We start from the raw sequence: 26,841 nt of genomic DNA, 5'->3' as shown, positions 1-26,841 counted from the left end.
AGTATTTTGCGCTTATTATTAGAATGATTGTTGCTGTGATAACAACTTGCTGGGGGACGAGTTGTTATCATGGTCAAACATCCTTGCCAAAACGGTTTTGATCGTTAGCTCTGCTAATGGTTGCAGAAGCGCCGTCAATGGCGAAAGCTAAAAACCTGGATAAAAATGACGTTATTGGATAATAGAGTCTGGGGATCCAATAACGCCTTAACTGTAATATTAGCCAATATCCTTAATGGCTAACGGTGAAACAATAAAGCGGCAAGGATGCAAGTATTTTGCGCTTATTATTAGAATGATTGTTGCTGTGATAACAACTTGCTGGGGGACGAGTTGTTATCATGGTCAAACATCCTTGCCAAAACGGTTTTGATCGTTAGCTCTGCTAATGGTTGCACAAGCGCCGTCAATGGCGAAAGCTAAAAACCTGGATAAAAATGACGTTATTGGATAATAGAGTCTGGGGACCCAATAACGCCTTAACTGTAATGTTAGCCAATGTCCTTAACGGCTAACGGTGAAACAATAAAGCGGCAAGGATGCAAGTATTTTGCGCTTATTATTAGAATGATTGTTGCTGTGTTAACAACTTGCTGGGGGACGAGTTGTTAGCATGGTCAAACATCCTTGCCAAAACGGTTAACTGAATTTCAATTATTGTTTAATATCGTTCCAACACTTTCTTAAACATGGATCCTTAGCTTGCTATAGCATGTAGTTGCTGATTTAACTGGGCAATCTTTTGTTGCAAATAGGCTATTTCTGATACGATTGCGCCCTTACTTTCTGTCTGGCGAACTTGGTTACTTCTGACCCACTGGTATACGGTTTTTGCCGATACACCATATTGTTTTGCTACGTCAGATAATAATCTTTGATTATTTTTGACTTCATTAATCACTTCTTTTTGTAAGTCCACTGGGTACTGTCTCGCATTTGACATATTCATGAAATAATCTCCTGCCAATTTACTTATGTTTACTAGAGCGAGTTTCCACTTCATCCCACTGGCTACAACCGAGATGTGCTAAGAAAAAAATGTTCTGGCGGCATTGTGAAATGATATTATTTACCATGACATTTATTGACTTAATGCTACGACTTCCGGTTATTTTATTCATTGCTATCTCCTACATCTACCAAGGACTACTTGTAAAATCACACTATCACTTAGTGGGTATGTGTTCTTATATGGAAAGCTTGTGCCAACTTTGATAAATATTTTTATCTGTTATTTATCAGTATCTTATTTAAACCCTTTAACCTAGGTACTTTTTACCGACAGATTAGTTTGGTGCAATTGCACTAACTTGGTGAATAAGTTCTGCAGATGAATCGCTATCAAACTTATCGCTAGGTCGCAGTTTAGATGACAAATATGGCAGAAAAAGGTGACCTCAATGACAAAATAAAGATGGCGTTATATTGAATTTAATATTTACATGGATGATTTGAACATGATCAGAAGGGGGGAGGTGAGTGCTGAGTTAACAGACTGACAATCTGTGGCTAGCGTGACCATTTGAGAGTCCGCCGCCCATAAAAGAGTCCTAAAGTAGACTGTTTTATAGACGGCATATTATTTAACCCAACTCGGGTTAAGAGATAAGAGCAATACTCTAGTGCATTAAATACAGCGTCGCTAAGCCTAAAAATGCAAATAGACCAACCACATCAGTGACTGTGGTTAATACCATGCCTCCAGCAAGAGCTGGGTCGATATTGAGCTTTTTGAGCATGATTGGAATAGTGGCACCAGCAAAGCCGGCAACTGTCATGTTAATTAGCATAGCACTGCCAATTAATCCGCCTAACGCAATGTCGTCTTTCCACAGCCACACAGCAAAAAAGACCAACACAGACCACATAATGCCGTTTAATAATCCAATGCCGAGTTCTTTGCCTATTAACCAACGTGAATTACTTTGGCCAATATGACCAAGTGCAATACCGCGGATCACCAGCGCTAAGGTTTGATTACCGGCAACGCCGCCCATGCTCGGCACAATGGTCATTAAAATTGCGATGGTAGCAAATTGCTCTAAGGTGCCTTCAAACATATTACTGACAGATGATGCTAGTAATGCGGCAAATAGATTGATGGTTAGCCATAGAGAGCGTCTTAGAGTACTTTTAAGCACTGGGCCGAAGGTATCTTCATCATCATCCATGCCTGCCATCCCCATCATGGAATGCTCGGCATCTTCACGGATCACATCGATAACGTCATCAATGGTTATTCGTCCAAGTAATTTTGCTTGGCTGTCTACTACAGGGGCAGATATCCAATCGAGTCGTTCAAATTTTTGCGCAACATCTTTATCAGACATCTCAACCGGAATACTTTCTAGTTCGGTGTCCATAATGCTGCGAACTGTGACGCTCGGATCGCATGTGAGTAAGTCGACTAATCTGACGCCACCTAAAACATGGTCATGGCGATCGACAACATATAATGTATCAGTGGTATCTGGTAAATTACCGCGTTGACGTAAATAGCGTAACACTACTTCGATATTAACATCGGGTCTTAGGGTAACCGTATCTGTGTTCATTATGCTGCCGGCAGTATCGTCCGGGTAGCGCAGTGCTTGTTCTACTCTATCTCTGTCCTGGCTTCGCATTGACTTGAGTACTTTCTTATAAACCGCATCGGGCAAGCTGCGAAGAATATAAGCAAGATCATCGGTGTCCATTCCTATTGTGGCCTGGGCGAGTTTCTCTGGTGTCATGCTGCTGATGAGCGAATCTTTCAGTTCTTCACCTAATTCATCCAGGATCTCACCCGCATATTGTTGATCAATTAATTGCCATAAGACTTGTCGATTTTTTGGTGGTGATGATTCGAGAATGAGGGCGACATCGTTGGGTGACATTGCATGTAACATATTGCGAGCATGAACAAACAATCCACTGTCTAACGCTTGAGCGAGTTGATTGAGTCGTTGTTCTGTTATTTCATTATCTAGGTACTCTTTACCCATATATCAACTTCCTATTTGTCATACAAATATGATTCTGTATGTAATGATTTTGGGCAGTTTCAGTTTCTCTGTTTGGCATATTGATGCAAGAATTGTTATCTGCGGGCAAGAAATGAAATGCAGCAATAAAATCGTTGAGTGACTTGCGCCGAACGAAAGTCTGAACTGCTGATGTTGCTTTACACAAAAATTAACGTCCGATTACATCGGTGTTTGGTCAAGCGAGAACCGTGATTGAAATTGGCTACAACGCTAATCTCTCTTAAGAGAATGAATACTTAATCAGCTGGGGATCCGCCGCGCGTTTCAATATAAAGGCTAATATTATCGAGGAACTGATCGTTAACCTTCGAACAGCAATATCGTGGCAGTTTGGTTAGTATGACGACTTCATTTAAAGATGGAAATAAATAAGTGATGATGGCTTAACGATCAGTAATTAGTGAAAGTATCACTAAACAATTTAGCAAGACTCATCAAATTTAGCATTAATCAGATCACATACGGCATTTAATGCCACTTCAGCATCTGGGCCTTGGGCTGTTACAGTGATCATTTTACCTATGCCACTTTCAAGCATTAATAACCCAAGTACACTAGCTGCACTGGCGTTTTTATCACCTTGAGTTAACGTGATACTGGCATCAAAATCACCCGCTAAAACAGCAAGTTTTGTTGCAGCTCGAGCATGTAACCCCAATTTATTTGAAATGGTTACTTGGCGTTCAAGTTTGATCATTGGCGCGATCCTATGCTCAGTTAGCTGTCAGTATCAGTTAAATTTAATTCTCTGTGGCGAGCATTAACTGTATGTTTACTGCCATGTCTAAACCTTTTTGCTAATTGATCAGCTATATATACCGAGCGATGCTGGCCACCGGTGCAACCAATGGCGATAGTCAGATAGCTGCGATTATTACGTTCTAAATGCGGCATCCAGGTTTCAAATAAGTTTTCAATTTGCCAGATAAACTTATTCACTAGAGGTTGCCGACCTAAAAACTCTTGTACCGGTTCGTCTAAACCTGTGAGTGGTCGTAGTGCTATTTCCCAGTGCGGATTAGGTAAAAAGCGCACATCAAACATAAAGTCAGCTTCTGTTGGCATACCGTGTTTAAAGCCAAAAGACTCAAAGTTAATCACTAACTCTTTATCGACACTACCTAACAAGATTTGCCTGACTTGGTCGCTTAATTCGTAAATATTCAGGGCAGAGGTGTCAATATAATGATCAACAATTTTTGCGATAGGCTCAAGTAAACGGCCTTCTAATATGATCGCTTCTTGCAGTGAAATATGATTTTTAGATAACGGGTGTAATCGACGCGTTTCGCTATAGCGTTTGAGTAGCACTTTATCATTAGAATTCAAAAAGAAGCTAATAATTTCAGTGTCATGTTCAAGTAAGGCAAGTTGATCTTGAAGGACTTTACCTTGCTCGGCAATGTTGCGTACATCAACACTAATTGCCACTAGATCATTATTACCTTTGAGCTGAGCCAGTAATATGCCAATCAGTGGTAAAGGCAAATTATCAACACAATAATACCCTAGATCTTCTAATACTCTTAGAGCAACAGATTTTCCTGAGCCTGAACGTCCCGATACTATGACAAGTTTCATGCAGTAATAACCCGATAAAGTTCTGTTGAGTCGTGAGTTTTACGAAGCTGTTTCAATATTTGCTTATCGCTTAATTTTTGAGCCACGCTTGATAGCGTGCTTAAATGCTGTTGGCACTGATCTGCAGGTACTAACAAAGCAAATAAAATATCCACGGGCTGTTTATCGATTGCATCAAAGGCAATGGCTTCTTCACATTTAATAAATATTGCGATCGGATGTTCTATGGTCGTTAATCTACCATGAGGTATCGCAATGCCATTTCCTATACCTGTGCTACCCATTTTCTCTCTCGCTAATAGGCTTTCAAAAACCTCTTGCGAAGATAGGGGTGGGTACTGGGCAGCGACTAAATTGCTGATGAGTTCCAGTACTTTTTTCTTACTGCCCGGTGTGGCACAGGTAGTGCATTCCGGCTGCAGAATGGTACAAAGTTCCATCGTTAGTGTTTTGTATACTTCTCTTTGTGTTTAATTACCTGACGGTCGAGTTTATCGATCAGGGCGTCTATTGCAGCATACATATCAGTGCTTTCTGACATGGCAAAAATCTCTGCACCATTAAGGTTGATTTTAGCTTCTGCTTTTTGTTGTAATTTTTCTACATTGAGCACAACGTGTACATTATTGATCTGATCGAAGTGTCGTTCAAGCTTTGAAAATTTACCTTGAACGTATTCACGTAAAGATTCGGTAATGTCGATATTTCTACCTGTCATATTGATAAGCATAAAAATCCTCCGTTGCCTTGTAGGTTATAAACTCTTACGTTGGTTTGAGGGCGGAATGAGCATCGCTTCGCGGTATTTTGCAATCGTACGACGCGCAACGTTGATCCCCTGATCTGCCAGCAGTTGGGCCATTTTGCTGTCACTTAATGGCTTTTGCTGGTTTTCTGCTGCAACCAGTTTTTTGATAAAAGCACGAATAGCGGTAGATGAGCATTCTCCGCCATCGTCGGTGCTGACATGGCTAGAGAAAAAGTACTTTAATTCAAATAGCCCACGTGGTGTGTGCATATATTTTTGAGTGGTAACCCGTGAAATAGTTGATTCATGCATTTCTACTGCTTCAGCAATATCATTGAGCACCATAGGTTTCATGGCTTCTTCACCATATTCAAAGAAACCTTGCTGAAATTGCACAATACAATTGGCGACTTTCAATAAGGTCTCATTGCGGCTTTCGATACTCTTGATGAACCATTTAGCTTCTTGTAAATGACCGCGAATAAATTGGCTATCGGCAGAGTTTTTACTGCTTCTAGCCATGGCTGCATATTGTTGATTAACGCCAATTTTAGGCATATTGTCTGGGTTTAACTCTACAACCCAACGGCCATTCTTCTTTAGTACGGTTACATCAGGAATAACATATTCGTCATCAATAGCGGTGACTAACAAGCCCGGGCGAGGGTTAAGTGACTGGATTAAGGTGATTGCGTCACGCAACTCGTTTTCTTTGAGCTTGGTTTTGCGCATCAATAATCTAAAATCGCGCCCAGCAATTAAATCTAAATAGTCTTTAATGAGCAGACGGGCATTGTCTATATGTGGGGTTGTGTCGGCATATTGGGCTAATTGAATGAATAAACATTCGCTTAAATCTCGTGCGGCAACACCAACGGGATCAAAGTGTTGAATACGTTTTAATACCGCTTCAACTTCATCTAGTTCAACACTTTCATCACCCATGGCTTCGAGAATATCTTCAGTGCTTTGGGTTAAATAGCCGCGTTCATCAATGGCATCAATAATCGCGGTAGCAATCGCTCGATCAGTGTCAGAAAATGGCGTGAGATTTTTTTGCCACTCTAAATGTTCATATAAGCCTTCAGTCGTTTCACCTTGGAATGGCATATCATCATCGCGCATGCTAGCGCTGCCTGAACCTGACATTGGAGAGGCGGTGTACACTTCATCCCATGTGGTATCCATAGCTAAATCGTCCATGGTTTCTTTGGTCATGGATTCTGCTGTGTCGACTGTTGAGGTGTCTTTTTCTATATTGACCACGCTGTTGTCACTAAAGTCGGTGTCCGATTGGTCGCGACTTTCTTTTACTGAGTCTTTTGCTTGAGAAAACTCATCTTCTATTTCAAGCAATGGGTTTGAGTCCAATGCTTGTTGGATTTCTTGCTGTAGCTCCAATGACGATAATTGCAGTAAGCGGATCGCTTGCTGTAATTGAGGGGTCATGGTTAAGTGTTGACCCATTTTGAGTTGGAGTGACGCTTTCATTTACCGCTTATCCCTAGATGATTTCCATAAAAATGACAATCTCGAAAACTGTAATCGATTGTCACATACATCAATGACATTTAACGCTATTTAGATATCGTTCAATGAAATGAGTTAGATAGACTAAAAGGCCAGTAAAGTAACTATAGCTTGAATTGTTCACCTAAGTACACAGCCCGAACTTGTTGATTACTCAATATCTCATCAGGTGTGCCTTCGGCAATTAAATTGCCCTGGCTGACAATATAAGCGCGCTCACAGACGTCTAAGGTTTCACGTACGTTATGATCGGTAATTAATACCCCTAAGCCGCGGTTTTTAAGCTGTTGAATGATTTTTTTTATGTCGATGACAGAAATAGGGTCAACCCCCGCAAAAGGCTCATCGAGCAAAATAAATTTAGGATTAGCGGCCAGCGCGCGCGCTATCTCTACTCGACGACGTTCCCCACCAGACAACGACATGCCTTGGCTGTCGCGAATATGGGTGATATGGAATTCTTCTAATAAATGCTCTACTTGCTCAATCCGTTGGTCGGTAGTGAGTTCTTTGCGAGTCTGCAATACGGCCATAATATTGTCGTATACGGTCAGTTTGCGAAAAATACTGGCTTCTTGCGGCAAGTAACCAATCCCTTTGCGAGCTCTAAGATGCATTGGGTCGGCGGTTAAGTCGTCATCATCAATTAAGATCCGACCTTTATCGCTTTGCACTAAGCCGACAACCATATAAAACGTGGTTGTTTTACCTGCACCATTGGGGCCTAAAAGACCAACAATTTGGCCTGTTTTAACGGTTAAACTCACATCTTTAACAACCTGACGAGTTTTATAGCTTTTAGCTAAATTTTCAGCCGTTAGGGTTATTTGGGTCATGGTTTGATCTGCTTTTTAACAGGAATTTCAGGGAGCTTTTGCTTTGGTGCAGTCTCGTCTTGGAAATTCTCAGGTTGAATAATAGTAATAACGCGATCTTTCCCTGTACCAGTACTTTCAGCAATCAGCTCTTGAGCGTTAATGTTGTACTTAATACGGTTACCGGTTACTTGGCTACCAGATTGATCCAGTTTGGCATTACCTGTCAATGTCAGTGTAGTGGTAGCAAGATCATAGCTTATTTCGTTGGCACTGGCGGTGCCAATTTGACCGTCGTCTAACTCTTGTGAAAACGTTGCAGGGTTGCCTATAGCGATGAGTTTTTTACTGGTGCTGTTTTCGGGAGTAAACGCCCGTAACTCATCAGCATTAATGTTAATAGTGCCTTGGGTAACGGTAACAGGACCATTAAAAACAATTTGATTATTTTTAATGTCAGCAGACTGGCTTACTGAGGCAATTTTCAACTCTTGTTGAAGATCACCTTGTTTCGCTATGGTAGGTAAACTCAGCAGGCAAAATATGCTGCCAAATAACATAACATTGGCGTGAGTGTTGAGGCGATTAATGTGGCTCATATGTTCCTTCTACCTGGCTGAGTAGCGATAATTTTTGCGAATTCAAGTCGGCATGTAGACCTAAACCTTGAATAATAAACCCTTTACCTTTGATGTACACCATCTCTTGTGAGGTGCCGATCATAGTGGTTAAATCCACCGAAACAGCTTGGGTACTGAGTGACTGCAGGGGTTCTTCTATATTAATGGCATCAATAATAACATTATTTTCTAATATGACTTGGCTGGTATTTTTATTCAATTGGCCTCTATCTGCGCTTAATTGCCATTGCGCTTGGCCGTTTTCAGGGTAAATGAGGTAAACAGGTTTAGTAAAGTGAGTAATGTCACTTGAGGCGTAATGCTCCATGTGTTCGGCACTGACTCGACTAGCAATTAAACCGAGTTTATTAAATTCTGTGGTGCGTAGGTTATCCGCTACAAAGTCGGGACGTTCAATACCACGAACTTTCACAGCATCCATTTCACTGCGTTTTATTTGCGCTTGCCAGTAGAGGAAAAAAGCAAGTCCAAAAAAAGCCACAATACCTAGAGTGATTCTATTCATATACTCATACCATGAGCACTGGCAAATTTATCTTGGCTTAAAAGCAGTAAATCAGTGAGTTCTCGTAACGCGCCATGGCCACCATTAAGAGAGGTGGTCATATGGCAATGTTGCTTAACAAATGGGTGCCCGTCACCGACACACACGGCAAGACCAACTGCTTTCATAACTGGGAGATCTACCATATCATCGCCAATATAAGCGACTTCGTCTGCGCTGACATTATACAGTGATAGGAGTTGTTCAAATGGCTCAAACTTGTTATCAATACCTTGATAAATATGTTTAATACCTAATGCGGTCATGCGAGTTTCGACAATCTTTGATTTGCGGCCAGTAATGACAGCAACGTGCATTCCGCTTGTCAGGATAGATCGAACACCATAACCATCGCGAGTATGAAACGCTTTGAGTTCTTCGCCAGCGTTGCTGAGATAAATTCGACCATCTGAAAATACCCCATCGACATCACAGATTAACAGTTTGATTTTTTGAGCGCGTTGCCAAATATCATTGCTGATAGGGCCGTAAAATCCTTGGTGGCTGGTGGTTGATTCTGACATGATTAAATGACTCCCGCTTTAACCATATCGAGCATGTTTAATGCTCCGATCGGTTGATGTTTTTCATTGACTACAATCAGTCCGTTAATACTTTTCTCATCCATAATTTGCAGTGCTTGTGCCGCTAGAATGCCGCTAGGGCAGGTGACACAGTTCTGGGTCATTACCTGAGCTATCGGAGTGGTGCGAAGGTTGACTTCGGCGTCGATAACTCGGCGCAAATCGCCATCAGTAAAAATACCAACCAGTGTTGTTTCGCTGTCGACAACAGCTGTCATACCAAGGCCTTTTTTGGATATTTCATACAGCGTTTCAGTAATACAAATATCATTATGCACTATGGGTAAATCATCGCCTTTATGCATAACATCATCGACTTTTAATAATAATTTTCGCCCCAGAGATCCACCAGGGTGTGACAAAGCAAAATCATCTCGAGTAAAACCTTTGGCTTGCAATAAGGCAATGGCTAATGCATCACCCATTGCTAAAGTTGCTGTGGTACTCGAGGTTGGTGCCAACCCTAACGGGCATGCTTCTTCTTGTACTTCAATGCACAAATGGATTTTAGATAAACGCGCCATATTAGAGTCTGGTTTACCTGTTACTGCGATAACCGGTACGCCCATTCGCTGTATTACTGGCATTAATGTCAGTATTTCACTCGATTCACCTGAATTAGAAATGGCAAGCACAATATCGTTTTTAGCCAATGCGCCTAAATCACCATGACTTGCTTCACCTGGATGAACAAAAAATGCCGGTGTACCAGTGCTGGCAAAGGTCGCGGATATTTTATTACCAATATGCCCCGATTTCCCCATGCCCATAACAATCACTTTGCCTTTGCACTGCAAGATGAGCTCACATGCTTGACCAAACTCAACTGAGTCTACATATTGATATAAATTATCTAGGGCAGCCTTTTCAATATCAATGACTTTACGGCCCCACTGACGAAATTGAGTTTGATTTACCATACGGTTCTCTCTTTTAGCTGAATACTTTACCTTCATGCCCCAATCTAGTGAGATTGAAATACAATCACTTGGTACGCAATAAAGGTGATTAATAATAGTGTGCCATGCCAACGAGTCAGTTGTTGCTTAGCGCCACTGGATAATACTAAAACGGCTAATGCTGCACTGGTGCCTAATACCATGTAGAAGTCTCTGCCGCTGGCCGATGTATCGATTTCCCCGGGGGAAATTAACCCTGGCAATGCCAACACAGCAAGAATATTAAATAAGTTCGATCCAACGATATTACCAATGACAAGATCGTGTTCTTTTTTTAACACGCCAGCAATGCAGGCTGCTAATTCTGGTAGGCTTGTCCCTACAGCAATAATGGTTAAACCGATGACAAGATCGGACAAACCATAAAACTTTGCAATACCCACGGCACCATCGACCATCCAACCAGCTGATAGCGGGAGTAATATAATACCGACTGTAAGCCAAATGATAGCATGAAAGGTTGGTACATCTTTAGGGATCTCAGAGTCCATTTCAGTATCTAAGCTGTCGGTGGTTTTATCATGAGTTGCTTGCCAAATAAAATATCCCATTAACCCTAAAAGGGTTACAAGCAGCATGATACCTTCTACTCGTGTTAATACATTATCATGCAAGGTAAAGCCTGCAAATACAGTAGCTGCGAGCATAATAGGTATTTCACGTTTTAAGGTTTGTGAGCCTACGCTAATCGCACCCAGTAATGCGGTTAATCCTAAAATTAAGGTAATGTTAGCTATGTTAGAACCTAGGACGTTACCAATCGCGGTGTCACGCATGCCATCCATTGAGGCTGTGGCAGCAACAAACATTTCAGGAGCAGAACTCCCCATCGCAACAATAGTGAGTCCAATTAACATGGGAGGTAAGCCTAAATTACGCGCAAATGCGGCAGCGCCATAAACAAATCTATCCGCACTCCAGACTAAAACTGCAAGGCCGACGACTAACATTAGGATATTAACTAGCATGTGATTCCGATAGTGGTAATTAATTGACGAGCATTTTCGCTGGATTTGTATCAAATTGAAAGCATTGCCCAGTAATTGTACTGACAATCATATGTGCTTATATGGATATAGTTGTCGCTTAATCGACAATTACAGTACAATTTGCGCTTAAACTTAATGCAAGGAAGGCTGTTATCTCCTCAACGCCAATGTCTGATATGAGTAAATCGAATAATAAACCTTTGGTCGAAGTTAACCATTTGGCCTTTAGTCATGGTTCGCGCGTTATCTATGAAGATATTTCTTTGTCGATCCCCAAAGGTAAAGTAACAGCAATCATGGGGCCTAGTGGTATTGGTAAAACGACCCTATTAAAATTAATTGGTGGGCAGCTAATTCCCGATAGCGGGCAAGTATTGTTCGATGGTCATGATATACATCAGCTTAAGCGTAAGGATCTTTTTCAACTGCGAAAGCGCATGAGCATGCTATTTCAAAGTGGTGCATTATTTACCGATCTTAACGTATTCGATAATGTGGCCTTTGCCTTGAGAGAACATTCTGGACTTCCAGAAGATGTTATCCGTTCAATTGTATTGATGAAGCTGCAAGCTGTCGGTCTTCGCGGCGCAGCATATATGATGCCAAACGAGTTATCTGGTGGCATGCAGCGAAGAGCCGCATTAGCTCGGGCGATTGCACTTGAACCTGAAATGGTGATGTATGATGAGCCATTTGCAGGACAAGACCCCATTTCCATGGGTATGTTAGTTAAACTTATTCGTGAGTTGTCGGACTCATTAAAACTCACTTCGGTGGTTGTGTCTCACGATGTTGATGAAGTATTGGGTATAGCAGATTATGTTTATGTGATTGCAGACAAAAAAGTCATTGCTCATGGTACACCAGAGCAATTACGTCAATCTGATAATCCACAACTAGTTCAGTTTATTCAAGGCGCGCCAGATGGCCCAGTGCCATTCCATTATCCTGCAGAGGATTATCAAGAGGAGCTACTTCGTGGGCGCAACTGATTATATTGCCGATATCGGCAAATATGCACTGCAAATAGTGTTGGGCTATGGCCGAGCGGGCATTATGTTATGGCGCGCGATTGTACGTGTGCCTAATTTTAAAAAAGGCATGCCACTTCTGGTTAGACAAGTTTATGTGCTTGGTGTCCGTTCCATGGTGATCATTTTAGTGTCTGGCTTGTTCATTGGCATGGTATTAGCGCTACAGGGATACAATATTCTTGTTGGGTTTGGTACTGAGGAAAGTTTAGGGCCTATGGTGGCACTAAGCTTATTACGTGAACTCGGGCCAGTGGTTGCCGCGTTATTATTTGCTGGCCGAGCAGGTTCTGCTTTAACGGCTGAAATTGGCTTAATGAAATCGACTGAGCAGTTGTCGAGTCTAGAAATGATGGCGATAGATCCGTTAAGACAAATCATTGCACCGCGTTTTTGGGCAGGCGTCATCAGCATGCCATTGCTCGCGTTAATGTTTAGTTTAGTCGGTATTTTTGGTGGCCATTTAGTCGGGGTAGAATGGAAAGGCATTGATAGTGGTGCATTTTGGTCTATTCTTCAAGCATCGGTTGAATGGCGACAAGACATAGTTAATTGTTTGATTAAAAGTACTATTTTTGGTGTGGTGGTGACATGGATTGCCTTGTACAGAGGTTATGAAGTCCAACCTAATCCAGAAGGTATCAGCCGTGCGACAACTTCAACGGTTGTGCAGGCAAGCTTAGCTGTTCTAGCGCTGGACTTTTTGCTTACGGCAATCATGTTTGGAAATTAAGATTTTTTCATTGTTTAGATTAATTTAAGTGGTTTAATAGTATGTTGACACGGAAAATAGAGTTATTGGTAGGCGTGTTTTTATTGTCAGGTTTGTTGGCTTTTTGCATCTTAGTATTCAATGTTGCTAATGTTCAAGTCAAGTCCAATGATCAGACTTATAACTTGGTCGCTGAATTTAATAATATTGGCGGCTTAAAAGTACGTTCGCCAGTAAAAGTGGGTGGTGTGGTGGTTGGTCGTGTAACCAATATTACTCTCGATACCCATAAGTTGGTGCCAATAGTGACATTAACAATGGATAAGCGCTTTGATCAATTTCCGGAAACAAGCAGCTTAGCTATTTTGACTTCAGGACTCCTTGGCGAGCAATTTATTGGTTTAACGCCTGGGTTTATGGACGATGATATTTCGATGCTTGCCGATGGCGATAAAGTACATGACACACGTGGTGCATTGATTTTAGAAGATTTAATTGGTCAGCTTTTATATAGCATGTCATCTAAAGATAAATAGGATCCCAATTATGAAAACATTTTTTAATCATGTTATGGCGCTATGCCTAATAGGCAGTGCGGTTATCAGCCAAGGTGCAATGGCTGCTAATGATGAGGTCAATACCCGTGATCCTTATGAGATGATCAAACAAGTCGCCAATATGACTTTTGATCGCTTTAAAGCAGATAAAGCTTTAATTAATGATGATTTAAGTCATTTAAAAGTTATTGTTCGTGAAGAGCTTATGCCTTACGTCGATTATAAATATGCTGCTTATAAAGTGATGGGGCAGTATTTAAGTGATACGACCGTCGATCAACGTAATCGTTTTGTGGATGCCTTTGAAGGTTATTTAGTGGCAACCTATGCACAAGCATTAACCGAATATACTGATCAAAAAGTGGCTTTTGACCCGCCGAGTGATTTCAGCAATGAAAAAATAGTAGAAGTGAATGTTCAAATCCTTGAGCAAGGTCGTCCACCGATTAAAATTCAATTTAAAGCGCGTCGTTTAAAAGACGATACGTGGAAAGCGTTCGATTTAGTGGCAGAAGGTGTGAGTTTATTGGCTTCTAAACAGTCTGAAATCTCTAATTTAATCCGCCAGCAAGGTATTGAAGCGGTGATTACCATGCTGAATGATAAAACCCAACAGACTATTGATCGCCAACCAGCAAAAGAAGCTGCAGCTGCGTGATTACCTTTAATCAACAAGATCAACGTTGCATCGTCAGCGGTCGCTTAACCCAAGATGAAGTAAAACAATTGTGGCCAAAACGCCATGAATTGTTTACTGCATCAACTCAAGTGGTAGACTTATCAGCATTAGAATACGTCGACAGTGCGGGTGTTGCACTGTTATTAGCGTTAATCAAACTACATGCGACAAGTAGCCAAGAAACAAGTGTGATACATCAGTTGGTTAATCCAAGTGAACAGCTCAAAAAAATGATTGAGCTTTATGATTTAGATGCTTTTTTCAGCCAAAAATAGAAACGAATAGTAAAGGTAATTGATTCCATGGAATGCAATGTTATAGAACAAATTTTAACCGAGGCGTTATCGCTCACTGAAGCGCACGTTACCTCTGATGGCAGTCACTACAAAGTCGTCGCAGTAGGTGAGTGTTTTGATGGTATGAGCCGGGTAAAACAACAACAAGCAATTTACAGTCCTTTAGCTGAGCAGATTGCCAGTGGTGAATTGCATGCGTTAACAATTAAAACTTTTACGCCGACTCAGTGGAAGCGTGAAAAACTTTTCAATATGTAACAACAGAGATTCACAGTGGATAAATTAACTATTAAAGCCAGCAAGCCTTTAGCTGGTGAAGTCGTGATCTCTGGTGCAAAAAATGCGGCACTCCCCATTTTAATGGCTGGCGTATTAGCCGAAACAGATTTTATTGTCTCAAATGTTCCCAACTTACGCGACGTGATCACCAGTTGTGAATTATTACGTTGTTTAGGTGCCGAAGTTGAAGACCTCGGCGGTAGCCGCATTCGTATTTCTACCTCTAACTTAAATGAATATTGCGCGCCTTATGATTTAGTCAAAACAATGCGTGCATCGATTCTTATTTTAGGCCCACTGCTTGCCCGTTATGGTACTGCAGATGTTTCTTTACCTGGCGGTTGTGCCATTGGTGCTCGTCCGGTGAACCTGCATTTACATGGCTTAGAGTTAATGGGTGCCAAAATTGAAGTCAAGGAAGGCTACATTAAAGCGCGTGTTGATGGCCGTTTAAAAGGCGCTCATATCTTTATGGATATGGTCAGTGTCGGTGCAACAGAAAATTTACTGATGGCTGCAGCATTAGCTGATGGCACGACAGTCATTGAAAATGCGGCCCGTGAACCTGAAGTGACTGACTTAGCTCATTGCTTAATTGCCATGGGAGCAAAAATCACTGGTGTTGGTTCTGCCACGTTAACGATTGAAGGTGTGGAACGTCTATCGGGTTGTGAATACCGCGTCATGCCAGATCGTATCGAAACCGGTTCATTCTTGGTTGCCGCAGCCGTCACTCGCGGTAAGATTCGTTGTGTATCAGCCGATCCTAAAACCTTAGAAGCGGTATTATCTAAGCTTGAAGATGCAGGTGCTGAGATCACAACTGGCGAAGATTGGATTGAGCTTGACATGAACGGCCAACGTCCAAAGTCTGTTAATATTAAAACCGCACCTTATCCTGCGTTTCCAACCGATATGCAAGCGCAATTTTGTGTGTTGAATGCACTTGCTCAAGGCACAGGTCGTGTTACTGAGACTATCTTTGAGAATCGCTTCATGCACGTTCCTGAATTAAGCCGCATGGGCGCAGACATAGAGCAAGAAGGTAATACTTGTATCATCCATGGTACTGAGCGTTTAAACGGTGCCCAAGTGATGGCGACAGATTTACGCGCCTCTGCTAGCTTAGTGATTGCAGGCTTAATGGCTGATGGCTTAACTACAGTCGATCGTATATATCACCTTGACCGTGGTTACGAGCATATTGAAGCCAAGTTTCAAGGTTTAGGTGCTGAAGTTGTTCGCGTGAAGAACTCTTAGGTTTAACCGCTCTCAGCAGAAAATACCTCATAAAAAAGCCATTCAAATGAATGGCTTTTTTATAACGTTGATTTAATTAGTAATAGGTATTACTCAGGCGCTGTGGCTTTTTCTGCAATAATGACTGGCAGTATTTGACGCTTACCCTCACGTATAATGGTCATGTTGACTTTAGTTCCTGGAGGGGTCTCTGCAATTCTGTCCATCAACATTTCAACTCCCGGGACATCTTCATCATTATATTGGGTAATGACATCTCTTGGTGTTAAGCGCGCACGAGCTGCTGGTCCGTCAGGATCGATACCCGTCACTAACACACCTTTTAAATCGGGTAGGTTGAGTATCTGTGCCATTACCGGATTAAGTGGTTCACCTGAAATACCTAAAGCACCACGGATAACTCGGCCATGTTTAATCAATTTATCCATAATGCTGTGGGCTAACTTAATGGGGATAGCAAAACTAATCCCATTGCCGCCACTATCATTACCCACTTGGAATGCCGCGGTATTGATACCGATTAATTCGCCGCCGGTATCGATTAATGCTCCGCCTGAGTTACCAGCATTAATGGCTGCGTCTGTTTGCAAAAAGTCGAGGTAACCAGAACTTAAGCCATTACGTCCTGTTGCACTAATAATACCCTGAGTAATTGTTTGGCCAATATTGTATGGATTACCAATGGCTAGCACCACATCGCCTACTTGGGCTAGTTTATCGAGATTAATCGGTACTATAGGTAAATTATCGCCTTCAATTTTAAGTACTGCTAAATCTGTCTCTTGATCAGAACCAACTACTTCAGCAGTAAATTTACGCCCATCTTGTAGCGCAATAACAATCTCATCGGCTTTTTTTATCACATGATAATTTGTGAGCACATAGCCTTCTTTACTCATTATCACGCCAGAGCCAAGGCCTTGAAGTGAGCTTGAATTGAGCGGATTACGTTGATCAATGCTAAGACTATAAATATTGGCTACTGCAGGTGCGGCTCGACGAACGGCTTTAGCGAAAGATAATTCTGAGCCACTATTGCTGACATTTGTGAGGCTATTGTTGAATGAGGAATTTTGCATTAACGCTGTTATGGCTAAAAAAACAGCAGCCATAATTAGACCAAATACCACAGCTTTAGTTATATAGATGCAAGTGTCTTTTAGGTTCATGGCTTGAATAATTGTTAAAAAAAATGGCTGTTATATTAACATAGCTCAAATAAATAAGCACCGACCAAAAGTTGGCCGATGCTTCATTCTTGAACGGGTATCACAGACTATAACCTGATGATTCTTATAGCTGTGATGAGGTAAATTAAGTGCCAACTATGTTAGCGTCAACTGTATTAGCGTAAAACAAGATAGAGTAAGTTATTGTCACGTAATATCTTCAGTGCCACAGAGTTTTTATTGTCTTTTAGCATTTCTTTTAATGCTTTAAGGCTGGTCACTTTACTGCGATTAAGCCCCACAATTAAGTCACCTTTGACTAAGCCACTCATTGCTGCAGGTGAACCTTGAGCAATATCAGTGATCTCAATACCTTTTTTACTGTCCTCAAGTGTCGCGCCTTGTAACATAGGATGTACGCTACCGGCTTCAGCCTCAACTTTGTCTGCTTCACCTAGTGTTGCTTTAATCTTCTTCGTATCGCCATCACGAATAATTCCGAATTCAACCTCGGCACCAGCACCCATAGTGGCTACTTTTGCGCGTAATTCCTGGAAGGTTTTAATACTCCGCCCATTGAGGCTGACAATAATATCACCCGCTTTTAATCCTGCTTTATCAGCAGCACTTTTTGGCATCACTTCATTAACGAAACCGCCGTGCTGGGTATCTAAACCAAACGCTTTGGCAAGTTCATTATCAAGATCGCGACCTGATACCCCTAATACGCCGCGTCGTACTTCACCATGCTCAATAATCTGTTCAACAAGGTTGTTAACCATATTGGCTGGGATAGCGAAACCAATACCAACGTTACCGCCATTTGGGGCGACAATCGCAGTATTAATACCGATGAGTTCACCTTTTAAGTTAACTAATGCACCGCCAGAGTTACCACTATTTATCGCGGCATCAGTTTGGATAAAGTTTTCTAGCATTTCAATGCCTAAACCACTGCGGCCGAGTGCGCTGACTATTCCTGACGTTACAGTTTGTCCAAGCCCAAATGGGTTACCGATGGCAACTGCAAAATCACCAACGCGGATGTCGTCAGAATCAGTTTGCTTAATCGCGACTAAGTTTTTCGCTTCAATTTGCAGCAGGGCAATATCAGACTCTTTATCTGCGCCAATGAGTTTAGCAGTGACTTCGCGACCATCATGTAAACCGACTTTAATATCGTCTGCACCGTTAATAACGTGGTTATTAGTAATGATATAGCCTTTATCAGCATCGATAATGACCCCTGAACCTAACCCTCTAAAAGGACGTTCTTGAACTTGTTCTTGTGGAGCGTTAGGACCAAAGAAGTAGCGAAATACATCAGGGACGCGTTGTTTTGATACTTGAGTACCAGATACTGCTACTGATACCACCGCAGGTGTAGTGCGTTCTAGCATTGGCGCTAAACTAGGAATAGCTTGGCCGTCAACCGCTTGTGGAATGGCAGCGAGCGATAGTGTTGGTGCTATGGCTAACGATGCCGTTAATAACGCAGCAGAAAGTAAACTTAATTTGGTTTTCATCTATGGATAGCTCCTGTATGCATTCAAGCTTTATGACATTAAAATATGTGGTTTGATGACATAAAATATGTGGCTTGAGGGCATTATTTTAAAGTTAAATATCGTTAATCATTTATATTAGTGCTGTTGCGAGCCCGTTTTGAAATGGTGAGCTAATCAGTTCGTTTGCAATAACAAGTAAGTAAAAAATAAGTCAGTTGACGATAATCAATCAGAGTAGTGCTCATCTGGTTAGTTGCATTTTTATTAACAAAGGTTAATTTGATCCTTTGAAGCCATTACTCGTATTTGTTGTTTAATGTTATTATTCGCAGCAATTATTTGATGTAAGAGAGTCGTAATCGTGTCGCAGTTAACCCCTTGGCAGCATTATCAGCAAGACCTTACCCGAGAAGATTTTTCACATGATGCCGCACAAGAAAAAGCGGTAAAATCATTACAACGCGTTTACGATGAATTAATGGTCGCGGCTAAGCCGATATCTGGTATTAATAAATTGTTTGCTGCCGTTGGGGTTAAATCAACACCAGCAGCGGTAAAAGGCTTGTATTTATGGGGCGGCGTTGGTCGCGGTAAAACCTATTTAATGGATACTTTTTTTGACTCATTGCCTATTGAGCAAAAACTACGAGCTCATTTTCATCGGTTTATGCATCAAATCCATCATGACTTAGGCGAGTTAAAAGGTGTACAAGATCCGCTATTGTCTATAGCCAAGAAGATGGCGTCGCAATATAAAATTATTTGTTTTGATGAGTTTTTTGTCTCAGATATTACCGATGCCATGTTGTTGGGGACTCTATTTCAAGCATTGTTCAAAGAAGGGGTCGCACTCGTTGCTACCTCAAACATCATTCCTGATGAATTATATAAAAACGGTTTACAGCGAGCGCGTTTTTTACCTGCGATTGCGTTGATTAATCAACAATGTGAAATTCTCAATGTCGATTCAGGTATCGATTACCGTCTTCGCACCTTAGAGCAGGCTGAGATTTATCATCATCCACTCGATGAACAAGCAGACATCAATTTGTTGCATTACTTTGATCAACTCGCGACCGAATCAGAAAGACTTACTGCACCGATAGAAATTGATGGCCGTGCCATTCGCATTCGTCAACAGTCACAAGGTGTACTGTTAATTAATTTTCGTGATCTCTGCGATGGCCCTCGTTCACAGCGAGATTACATGGAAATGGCATGCCTTTATCATACTGTGTTATTGAGTGGATTAGAGCAAATGGGTTCACAGCAAACTGGTGATGATATTGCCAGACGCTTTTTAGCCATGGTTGATGAGTTTTACGAGCGAAATGTGAAATTGATTATTTCTGCGCAAGTGGAATTAGAGCAGATTTATACCGATGGCCAGTTAACGTTTGAGTTCAGACGTTGTCGCTCAAGACTGATTGAAATGCAATCGAGAGAGTATCTGGCGCTGGAACATTTACCATAGGCTAGCAGTGAGATTTTTAAAAAAAGCAGGCGGTTAATTATTCAGCCGAAATAGAGCAGTTTATTTAAAATATTATCAGAAATCAGGTGATCTTTGCTGTGGCTTTGCGTATAATCTGCGACCTGCCCGCGTTAATCCGCCAATTTGGGCGGAAGTTGTAAGCCAATATTCATGTTCGAAGGGGCAAGAATCGGTAATTTTGTGTTGATTGCAACCTGCAGTCGGCATGTGAGACAGAAAATTAACTTTGGGTTTTTGTAATAATGAAGACTTTTACTGCTACACCAGAAACTGTAACTCGTGACTGGTTTGTTGTTGACGCTGAAGGCAAAACTTTAGGCCGTATCGCAACTGAAATCGCAACTCGCTTACGTGGCAAGCATAAGCCAGAATACACTCCACACGTTGACACCGGTGATTACATCATCGTTATCAATGCTGAAAAAGTGACTGTAACTGGTAATAAAGCAGCCGGTAAGATCTACTACTCTCATTCAGGCTTCATTGGTGGCATTAAGCAAATCAGCTTTGAGAAGCTTCAAGCTCATAAGCCTGAAATGATCATCGAGAAAGCAGTTAAGGGTATGTTACCAAAAGGTCCTTTGGGCCGTGCCATGTTCCGTAAACTTAAAGTTTATGCTGGCACAGAACATAACCACGCTGCACAACAACCACAAGTTCTTGATATCTAAACGGGAGGAGTAAGCAAATGTCTGCAACTCAGTACTACGGCACTGGCCGTCGCAAAACATCTACAGCTCGCGTTTTCGCTAAAGCAGGTAGTGGCAATATCGTTGTAAACCAACGTCCTTTGGATGTTTATTTTGGTCGTGAAACTGCTCGTATGGTTGTTCGTCAACCATTAGAATTAGTTGAAATGACTGATAAATTAGACATCTATGTAACAGTTAAGGGCGGTGGTACTACTGGCCAAGCTGGTGCAATTCGTCACGGTATTACCCGTGCACTATTGCAACTAGACGAAGCTTTACGTCCTACTCTACGTACCGCTGGTTTTGTTACCCGTGATGCTCGTAAAGTTGAACGTAAGAAAGTTGGTCTACGTAAAGCACGTCGTAAGCCACAATTCTCTAAGCGTTAATTCGTTTTTTGGATTCAAAAAACCCAGCTTATGCTGGGTTTTTTATTGCCTAAATTTTATCACTTTACACTGCAGCAATTTTATTCATCAGCAGCTATCAAGCGCTCTTTTGTCCTGCGAGTTCAGCTCTTAATACACTGGATATTAACCTAGCCTGGAATAAGTCACTTCTCCTTACCCGTAAAACAAGTCGCAAGTTTGATATGACATAGGCCGAAAGTGGTTATTTTACCTTACTTAGTTTCATCTCTTATACCAGCGCTTATTTCCCGTTCAGGTTAACTTTTTTGGCATTAGGTATTAGGCATGAGGTTTACAAGCTTGTGACTTATAAGGTCGAAATGCATTGAATAAAGATGTACTACTAATAGTGCTCACTAGATTGAACGTTTTGATTTAAGACAGCAGGGGACTTGGCGTATTAAGGTAATGTATTTATAAGGCAGATTAAACGCAGTTGCCAATCATGCTTAACGTCTTCTTAGGCTAATCAAGCAGATATTGAATATAATAAGGCTCAATAAAAGAGAGGCTAAAACATGAATATACCGTTATTAATGAGTGCATTTGGGTTAGTTTTAATCCTTGAAGGGCTAGGTCCATTACTTTTTCCTAACAAGTGGCAAAAATATTTATTAGAGCTTTCGACACAAAAGCAAAATGTTCTCAGACGCTTAGGTGGCTGCTTAGTAACAACAGGAGCCGTTTTATTGATCATTTTTCAATAAAATACTTGCCTATAACCCCCTAAAACCTGTTAAAATTCTATTTTATACCACAAGACGTTGCAGCTAATAATGGGCAAAAATGTAGTCGTACTCGGCACTCAATGGGGTGACGAAGGCAAAGGTAAGATTGTCGACCTTTTAACAGAACAGGCAAAATACGTAGTTCGTTACCAAGGCGGCCATAATGCTGGTCACACTTTGGTAATTGATGGTGAAAAAACCGTTCTTCATCTTATTCCGTCTGGGATTTTACGTGATAACGTAAAATGCATTATCGGTAATGGTGTGGTTGTTGCTCCTGATGCGTTGATGAAAGAAATCAACATGCTCAAAGGACGTGGCGTACCTGTAGAAGAGCGTTTATTAATTTCTGAAGCATGTCCGCTTATCCTTCCGTTCCATTGTGCATTGGATATTGCTCGCGAGAAAGCGCGCGGTAATCAAGCCATTGGTACAACTGGACGTGGTATTGGTCCTGCATATGAAGACAAAGTTTCTCGTCGCGGTTTACGCATCGGTGATTTGTTTAATGCAGAACTTTTCGCAACTAAGTTAAAAGAAGTGATGAAATATCATAACTTCATGCTAACTGAGTATTACAAAGTTGAAGCTGTTGATTATCAGCAAACACTTGATGATGCATTAGCGATTGCTGATTATCTGAAAAGTATGTGTACTGATGTCAGTGAAATGCTTGATGCTGCGCGTAAAGCGGGTGAGCCGATTCTATTTGAAGGCGCTCAAGGCACATTATTGGATATCGACCACGGTACTTATCCATTCGTGACGTCATCAAACACAACAGCTGGCGGTGTAGCGACAGGTTCAGGTTTTGGTCCTCGTCATTTAGACTATGTTTTAGGCATCATGAAAGCTTACACGACTCGCGTCGGTGCTGGTCCATTCCCAACAGAATTAGCCAACGAAATTGGCGATTATATTGGTGAGAAAGGCCAAGAGTTTGGTGCAACGACTGGTCGTAAACGTCGTCCAGGTTGGTTGGATGCAGTGGCCATGCGCCGTGCGGTTCAAATCAATAGCGTTAGTGGTTTTTGTTTAACTAAATTAGACGTTTTAGACGGTCTAAAAGAAGTTAAAATCTGTGTTGGCTATCAATATCCTGATGGAACAGTTTCTAAGGTAACTCCTTTGGCTGCAGAAGGTTATGATTTAGTTACGCCAATATACGAAACTATGCCTGGTTGGAGTGAAAACACTTTTGGTGCTACATCAATCGAGCAGTTGCCTACCGCGGCAATGAACTATATCAAACGTCTTGAAGAGTTATTAGAGACGCCTATTGATATTATCTCTACTGGGCCGGACAGAAATGAAACCATGATTTTGGTTAGTCCGTTCAAGTAAACTAAAGAGGCCGCGATAAGCGGCCTTTTTAATGAGCCTAATTAATGCTTGTAACAGTTTCTACTCAAGAAATACGCTATACTGCCGATGGATAAACCATGAAAGTGTCAGCGAGAATCCTTATGTTGCGTATCTGTTTATTGTTATTGAGTGTCGTTTCCATCAATGTATTTGCGGTGACAGAAGCCGTCGATATCTATAGCGATCAACAATTGATTTCGCTCATCCGCTCAAATCAATATTTACAACGCGTCAAAGCAGACGACTGTCAGTTGGTTCAAGATATTGAAGCCCGTGCTGAAGTATTACAGCAACCCATGTATCAGTTTTTATGGGGTGAAATGCTTAATAACGGTGTGTGTGTCAAGGCTCATCCTTCTCGCGGTATGGCATTGCTGCAAACTTCTGCCGAGCAAGGCAGTGCTGAAGCGATGGTAAAATTGGCAGATTATTATTATCGCGGTAAACTAGTGGTTAAAGATCCCAATCGTGCAGTGCAATATGTGTTGCCTGCGGCAGCTAATGGGGATTTAACCGCAAGAATGACATTAGTTCGTTTGTTTGGTGAAGGCTATGGAAGTCCTGCCGATTATGAACTTGGCTATCATTGGTTATATAACAGTATATTTGATGACGATGCTCAACAGAAAAAAGCTTCGTCTTTATTACAGATGCTCGCTGCAAAAATGCCTGCCAGTATAGTGGCCAGGGCACAGCAGCCACAGCTGTACACACGTTAAAGGCTCCACAATATGGAGCGAATTATTTGGAAATTGAATGATCAACGATCCTCATTTTGAGAGAGAACAAGACAAGTACGACAATCCTATTCCTAGCCGTGAGTATATTTTAGAATACTTGCGTGCCCAAAAGTCTCCTGTTACCCGCGATAAAATAGCTGAAGCATTATCCATTACCGATGAAGTGCCATTAGAAGCACTTCGTCGTCGTTTACGTGCGATGGAACGTGATGGCCAGTTAGTCTTTACTCGCGGGCAAAGCTATGGCTTACCTGAGCGTATGGATTTATTGTCTGGTACCGTTTTAGGCCACCGCGATGGATTTGGCTTCTTTAAGCCTGATGAAGGCGGTGATGATTTATTTATCAGTAATCGCGATATGCTGATGTATTTCCATGGCGATAAAGTGCTAGCACAAAAAGCGGGTACTGATCGTCGTGGTCGTCGTGAAGCTCGAATTGTGCGCTTAGTTCATGAGCGAACCGCTGCCTTAGTTGGCCGTTACCACGTCGACGCCGGTATGGGCTTTGTGATTGCAGATGACAGACGCATCACCCAAGAAATATTAATCGCCAGCGAAGATACCCTAGGCGCCCGCGCCGGTGATGTGGTGGTGGTTGAGTTAACCCGTCGCCCTGGTCGTTTTGTTAAAGCGGCAGCGAAAGTGACCGAAGTCTTGGGTAAGACCATGGCACCGGGTATGGAAATTGAAATTGCCTTACGTAATTATGATTTACCCCACACTTGGTCAGCGATTATTGAGAAAAAACTCAAACGTATTCCTGACGAAGTCACCGAAGAAGATAAATTAGGTCGCGTCGATTTACGCCATTTACCCTTGGTCACTATTGATGGCGAAGATGCCCGTGATTTTGATGATGCGGTATATGCTGAAGCAAAACCAAGTGGCGGCTGGCGTTTATGGGTGGCGATAGCTGATGTGAGCCATTATGTACGTACTGATTCAGCATTAGATACTGAAGCGCGCGCACGTGGTAATTCGGTGTATTTCCCGTCGCAAGTTATTCCTATGCTGCCTGAAAAAATATCTAATGGCTTGTGTTCATTAAAGCCAAAAGTCGACCGTTTATGTATGGTTGCTGAGATGACAATTTCTGCAGCGGGTAAGTTATCGGGCACCAAGTTTTATCCAGCAGTAATGCATTCTCATGCTCGTTTTACCTATACCCAAGTTGCTGACATGCTAGAAGGTGGCCCAATAGCTTCTGAGCATGAAGCGCTATTCCCACATTTATTATGTTTGCAGTCGTTATATCTCATCTTAGATGAGCGTCGTGCTGAACGTGGTGCTATTGCATTTGAAACCTTAGAAACGCAGTTCATCTTTAATGAGCAGCGTAAAATTGACAAGATCGTCCCACGAGGCCGTAACCAAGCGCATAAAATCATTGAAGAATGTATGATTTTAGCTAACGTGGCTTCGGCAAAGTTTGTCAAAAAACACAAAGGTGAGGTGCTGTATCGTGTGCATGAAGCGCCGTCAGAACAAAAACTGGCTAACTTTAAAGAGTTTCTTGCTGAGCGCGGCTTAAGCATGGACGGTGGCTTAGAGCCAACCCCGACTGACTATCAAAATCTGATGTTAAAAATTGCTGACCGTCCTGACTTTGAGTTAATTCAGGTGATGTTATTGCGCTCAATGCGCCAAGCAGTTTACAGCCCAGATAACGAAGGTCATTTTGGTTTAGCATTAGAAGCGTATTCGCATTTCACTTCGCCAATTCGTCGTTACCCTGATTTGATTTTACATCGAGTGATTAAGTATTTACTCGCAAAAGAGCAGGGCGATGTCACCGACAAGTGGACTCAAGATGGCGGTTATCTTTATCAGCTTGAAGAGTTAGATCTATTAGGTGAAGAATGTTCAACCACCGAGCGCCGCGCAGATGAAGCCACTCGCGATGTCAGTGATTGGTTAAAATGTGAATACATGCAAGATCACGTCGGTGATACCTTTGATGCCGTCATTGCTTCAGTCACTAGCTTTGGTCTGTTTGTTAGATTAAACGAATTATTTATTGATGGCTTAGTACACATATCAAGCCTTGCCAGCGACTACTACCAATTCGATCCAATGCGTCAACGACTGGTTGGTGAAAACACTCGCCAAGTGTATCAAGTGGGTGATGCTGTTACTGTTAAGGTTGCTGCGGTTAATCTTGATGATCGTCAAATTGACTTGTTGATGGTGGGTGACAATAGTAAAGGCGCAGGCAAATCGGCACGTAAAGGCAGCAAGCCTTCAACGGCTCGTGAACGAGTGAATGTTGAAGGGGCTAAAGCCGCACGTAAAGGTAAGTCGACAGATAAACCTAAGTCAGACAAATCTAAGTCTGATAAGCCTAAGGCCAGTAAACGTCGCTCAAGCAATAAAGCGTCATCGCCTGCGAGCAAGCCACTGGCGGCAAAGAAGTCCACCGCGGCAGAGCAAAAAGCTGATACCACAAAACCGAATTCTAGCGTTAAGAAAACCCCTGCCAAGCGCAGCAAGAGAAAGTAATTA

29 protein-coding genes are annotated in these 26,841 nt (G+C 41.9%); 14 read left to right on the top strand and 15 right to left on the bottom strand.

The window, feature by feature from the left end; genetic code table 11:
* Nucleotides 1-697 precede the first annotated feature (697 nt).
* The 13 genes from H5164_RS07015 to H5164_RS06955 all read right to left on the bottom strand — a co-directional run bounded on the left by H5164_RS07015 (nucleotide 698) and on the right by H5164_RS06955 (nucleotide 11,396).
* On the bottom strand, nucleotides 698-949 hold the full coding sequence (locus tag H5164_RS07015; protein ID WP_182755353.1) for a transposase: 252 nt from the start codon (nucleotides 947-949) through the stop codon (nucleotides 698-700).
* 670 nt (nucleotides 950-1,619) lie between these two features.
* On the bottom strand, nucleotides 1,620-2,984 hold the full coding sequence (gene mgtE, locus H5164_RS07010) for a magnesium transporter (protein ID WP_182696724.1): 1,365 nt from the start codon (nucleotides 2,982-2,984) through the stop codon (nucleotides 1,620-1,622).
* A gap of 463 nt (nucleotides 2,985-3,447) precedes the next feature.
* A complete protein-coding gene (locus tag H5164_RS07005; protein WP_124015081.1) occupies nucleotides 3,448-3,723 on the bottom strand; it encodes an HPr family phosphocarrier protein in 276 nt (91 codons plus the stop codon).
* Nucleotides 3,724-3,743: 20 nt separating this feature from the next.
* Entirely contained in the window at nucleotides 3,744-4,607 is an 864-nt protein-coding gene (gene rapZ / locus H5164_RS07000) for an RNase adapter RapZ (RefSeq protein ID WP_182696723.1), read from the bottom strand.
* On the bottom strand, nucleotides 4,604-5,047 hold the full coding sequence (gene ptsN / locus H5164_RS06995; RefSeq protein ID WP_124015079.1) for a PTS IIA-like nitrogen regulatory protein PtsN: 444 nt from the start codon (nucleotides 5,045-5,047) through the stop codon (nucleotides 4,604-4,606). Before ptsN ends, rapZ begins: the two co-directional genes overlap by 4 nt.
* 2 nt (nucleotides 5,048-5,049) lie before the next feature.
* Nucleotides 5,050-5,337, bottom strand: coding sequence for a ribosome hibernation promoting factor (hpf, locus tag H5164_RS06990; protein WP_124015078.1), 288 nt, complete (start codon nucleotides 5,335-5,337; stop codon nucleotides 5,050-5,052).
* A 24-nt stretch (nucleotides 5,338-5,361) separates the two neighbouring features.
* Nucleotides 5,362-6,846 (bottom strand): RNA polymerase factor sigma-54, encoded by a 1,485-nt coding sequence (locus tag H5164_RS06985; RefSeq protein WP_124015077.1) that lies wholly within the window; start codon nucleotides 6,844-6,846, stop codon nucleotides 5,362-5,364.
* 143 nt (nucleotides 6,847-6,989) lie between these two features.
* Entirely contained in the window at nucleotides 6,990-7,721 is a 732-nt protein-coding gene (lptB, locus tag H5164_RS06980) for an LPS export ABC transporter ATP-binding protein (protein WP_124015076.1), read from the bottom strand.
* Entirely contained in the window at nucleotides 7,718-8,299 is a 582-nt protein-coding gene (lptA, locus tag H5164_RS06975; protein ID WP_124015075.1) for a lipopolysaccharide transport periplasmic protein LptA, read from the bottom strand. The genes lptB and lptA overlap by 4 nt, the downstream gene beginning before the upstream one ends.
* Nucleotides 8,286-8,846, bottom strand: a complete 561-nt coding sequence (lptC, locus tag H5164_RS06970; protein WP_124015074.1) for an LPS export ABC transporter periplasmic protein LptC — start codon at nucleotides 8,844-8,846, stop codon at nucleotides 8,286-8,288. Before lptC ends, lptA begins: the two co-directional genes overlap by 14 nt.
* The gene (kdsC, locus tag H5164_RS06965; protein ID WP_124015073.1) at nucleotides 8,843-9,409 is read right to left on the bottom strand and encodes a 3-deoxy-manno-octulosonate-8-phosphatase KdsC; all 567 of its coding nucleotides are present in this window, start codon (nucleotides 9,407-9,409) and stop codon (nucleotides 8,843-8,845) included. Before kdsC ends, lptC begins: the two co-directional genes overlap by 4 nt.
* A 2-nt stretch (nucleotides 9,410-9,411) precedes the next feature.
* Entirely contained in the window at nucleotides 9,412-10,389 is a 978-nt protein-coding gene (locus H5164_RS06960) for a KpsF/GutQ family sugar-phosphate isomerase (protein ID WP_124015072.1), read from the bottom strand.
* Between the two features lie 44 nt (nucleotides 10,390-10,433).
* The gene (locus H5164_RS06955; RefSeq protein WP_124015071.1) at nucleotides 10,434-11,396 is read right to left on the bottom strand and encodes a calcium/sodium antiporter; all 963 of its coding nucleotides are present in this window, start codon (nucleotides 11,394-11,396) and stop codon (nucleotides 10,434-10,436) included.
* A 188-nt stretch (nucleotides 11,397-11,584) separates the two neighbouring features.
* On the opposite strand from H5164_RS06955, the gene H5164_RS06950 reads away from it, so the two are divergent.
* The 7 genes from H5164_RS06950 to murA are packed head-to-tail and all read left to right on the top strand — an operon-like array spanning nucleotide 11,585 to nucleotide 16,231.
* Nucleotides 11,585-12,409, top strand: coding sequence for an ATP-binding cassette domain-containing protein (locus H5164_RS06950; protein ID WP_124015070.1), 825 nt, complete (start codon nucleotides 11,585-11,587; stop codon nucleotides 12,407-12,409).
* The gene (gene mlaE, locus H5164_RS06945; RefSeq protein ID WP_124015069.1) at nucleotides 12,396-13,181 is read left to right on the top strand and encodes a lipid asymmetry maintenance ABC transporter permease subunit MlaE; all 786 of its coding nucleotides are present in this window, start codon (nucleotides 12,396-12,398) and stop codon (nucleotides 13,179-13,181) included. Before H5164_RS06950 ends, mlaE begins: the two co-directional genes overlap by 14 nt.
* A 41-nt stretch (nucleotides 13,182-13,222) precedes the next feature.
* Nucleotides 13,223-13,696 (top strand): outer membrane lipid asymmetry maintenance protein MlaD, encoded by a 474-nt coding sequence (gene mlaD / locus H5164_RS06940; RefSeq protein ID WP_124015068.1) that lies wholly within the window; start codon nucleotides 13,223-13,225, stop codon nucleotides 13,694-13,696.
* A 34-nt stretch (nucleotides 13,697-13,730) separates the two neighbouring features.
* Complete coding sequence (locus tag H5164_RS06935; RefSeq protein ID WP_124015360.1) at nucleotides 13,731-14,375, top strand: phospholipid-binding protein MlaC; 645 nt, start codon at nucleotides 13,731-13,733, stop codon at nucleotides 14,373-14,375.
* Nucleotides 14,372-14,671: a lipid asymmetry maintenance protein MlaB gene (locus tag H5164_RS06930; protein WP_124015067.1), complete on the top strand. Its 300-nt coding sequence runs from the start codon at nucleotides 14,372-14,374 to the stop codon at nucleotides 14,669-14,671. Before H5164_RS06935 ends, H5164_RS06930 begins: the two co-directional genes overlap by 4 nt.
* A gap of 27 nt (nucleotides 14,672-14,698) precedes the next feature.
* Complete coding sequence (locus H5164_RS06925; RefSeq protein ID WP_124015066.1) at nucleotides 14,699-14,950, top strand: BolA family protein; 252 nt, start codon at nucleotides 14,699-14,701, stop codon at nucleotides 14,948-14,950.
* 15 nt (nucleotides 14,951-14,965) lie between these two features.
* On the top strand, nucleotides 14,966-16,231 hold the full coding sequence (gene murA, locus H5164_RS06920; protein ID WP_182755352.1) for a UDP-N-acetylglucosamine 1-carboxyvinyltransferase: 1,266 nt from the start codon (nucleotides 14,966-14,968) through the stop codon (nucleotides 16,229-16,231).
* An 89-nt stretch (nucleotides 16,232-16,320) separates the two neighbouring features.
* On the opposite strand, the gene degS is transcribed toward murA, so the two are convergent.
* Together degS and degQ are read right to left on the bottom strand one after the other, a co-directional pair.
* Nucleotides 16,321-17,400, bottom strand: a complete 1,080-nt coding sequence (gene degS, locus H5164_RS06915) for an outer membrane-stress sensor serine endopeptidase DegS (protein WP_124015064.1) — start codon at nucleotides 17,398-17,400, stop codon at nucleotides 16,321-16,323.
* Between the two features lie 176 nt (nucleotides 17,401-17,576).
* The gene (degQ, locus tag H5164_RS06910) at nucleotides 17,577-18,926 is read right to left on the bottom strand and encodes a Do family serine endopeptidase DegQ (protein WP_124015063.1); all 1,350 of its coding nucleotides are present in this window, start codon (nucleotides 18,924-18,926) and stop codon (nucleotides 17,577-17,579) included.
* A gap of 343 nt (nucleotides 18,927-19,269) precedes the next feature.
* Between degQ and zapE the strand changes: the two genes are divergently transcribed.
* The 7 genes from zapE (at nucleotide 19,270) to rnr (ending at nucleotide 26,838) form a co-directional block, all read left to right on the top strand.
* Entirely contained in the window at nucleotides 19,270-20,382 is a 1,113-nt protein-coding gene (zapE, locus tag H5164_RS06905; protein WP_182696720.1) for a cell division protein ZapE, read from the top strand.
* A 263-nt stretch (nucleotides 20,383-20,645) separates the two neighbouring features.
* Nucleotides 20,646-21,074, top strand: a complete 429-nt coding sequence (rplM, locus tag H5164_RS06900) for a 50S ribosomal protein L13 (protein ID WP_011638797.1) — start codon at nucleotides 20,646-20,648, stop codon at nucleotides 21,072-21,074.
* A 17-nt stretch (nucleotides 21,075-21,091) separates the two neighbouring features.
* Nucleotides 21,092-21,484 carry a 30S ribosomal protein S9 gene (rpsI, locus tag H5164_RS06895; protein ID WP_124015061.1) on the top strand — a complete coding sequence of 131 codons (393 nt, stop codon included), beginning with the start codon at nucleotides 21,092-21,094 and terminating at the stop codon, nucleotides 21,482-21,484.
* Between the two features lie 539 nt (nucleotides 21,485-22,023).
* Nucleotides 22,024-22,212, top strand: a complete 189-nt coding sequence (locus tag H5164_RS06890) for a DUF2065 domain-containing protein (protein ID WP_124015060.1) — start codon at nucleotides 22,024-22,026, stop codon at nucleotides 22,210-22,212.
* Nucleotides 22,213-22,281: 69 nt separating this feature from the next.
* Nucleotides 22,282-23,577 carry an adenylosuccinate synthase gene (locus tag H5164_RS06885; RefSeq protein ID WP_124015059.1) on the top strand — a complete coding sequence of 432 codons (1,296 nt, stop codon included), beginning with the start codon at nucleotides 22,282-22,284 and terminating at the stop codon, nucleotides 23,575-23,577.
* A 122-nt stretch (nucleotides 23,578-23,699) separates the two neighbouring features.
* Nucleotides 23,700-24,317: an SEL1-like repeat protein gene (locus H5164_RS06880; protein WP_165870045.1), complete on the top strand. Its 618-nt coding sequence runs from the start codon at nucleotides 23,700-23,702 to the stop codon at nucleotides 24,315-24,317.
* 37 nt (nucleotides 24,318-24,354) lie between these two features.
* Nucleotides 24,355-26,838, top strand: a complete 2,484-nt coding sequence (gene rnr, locus H5164_RS06875; protein ID WP_182755351.1) for a ribonuclease R — start codon at nucleotides 24,355-24,357, stop codon at nucleotides 26,836-26,838.
* The last annotated feature ends 3 nt before the right edge of the window (nucleotides 26,839-26,841 follow it).

This window comes from Shewanella sp. SG41-3 (genome assembly GCF_014164545.1).
Lineage (GTDB): Bacteria > Pseudomonadota > Gammaproteobacteria > Enterobacterales > Shewanellaceae > Shewanella > Shewanella vesiculosa.
The sequence above is the reverse complement of the archived record's forward strand: the minus strand, read 5'-3'. Positions and strand labels throughout refer to the sequence as shown.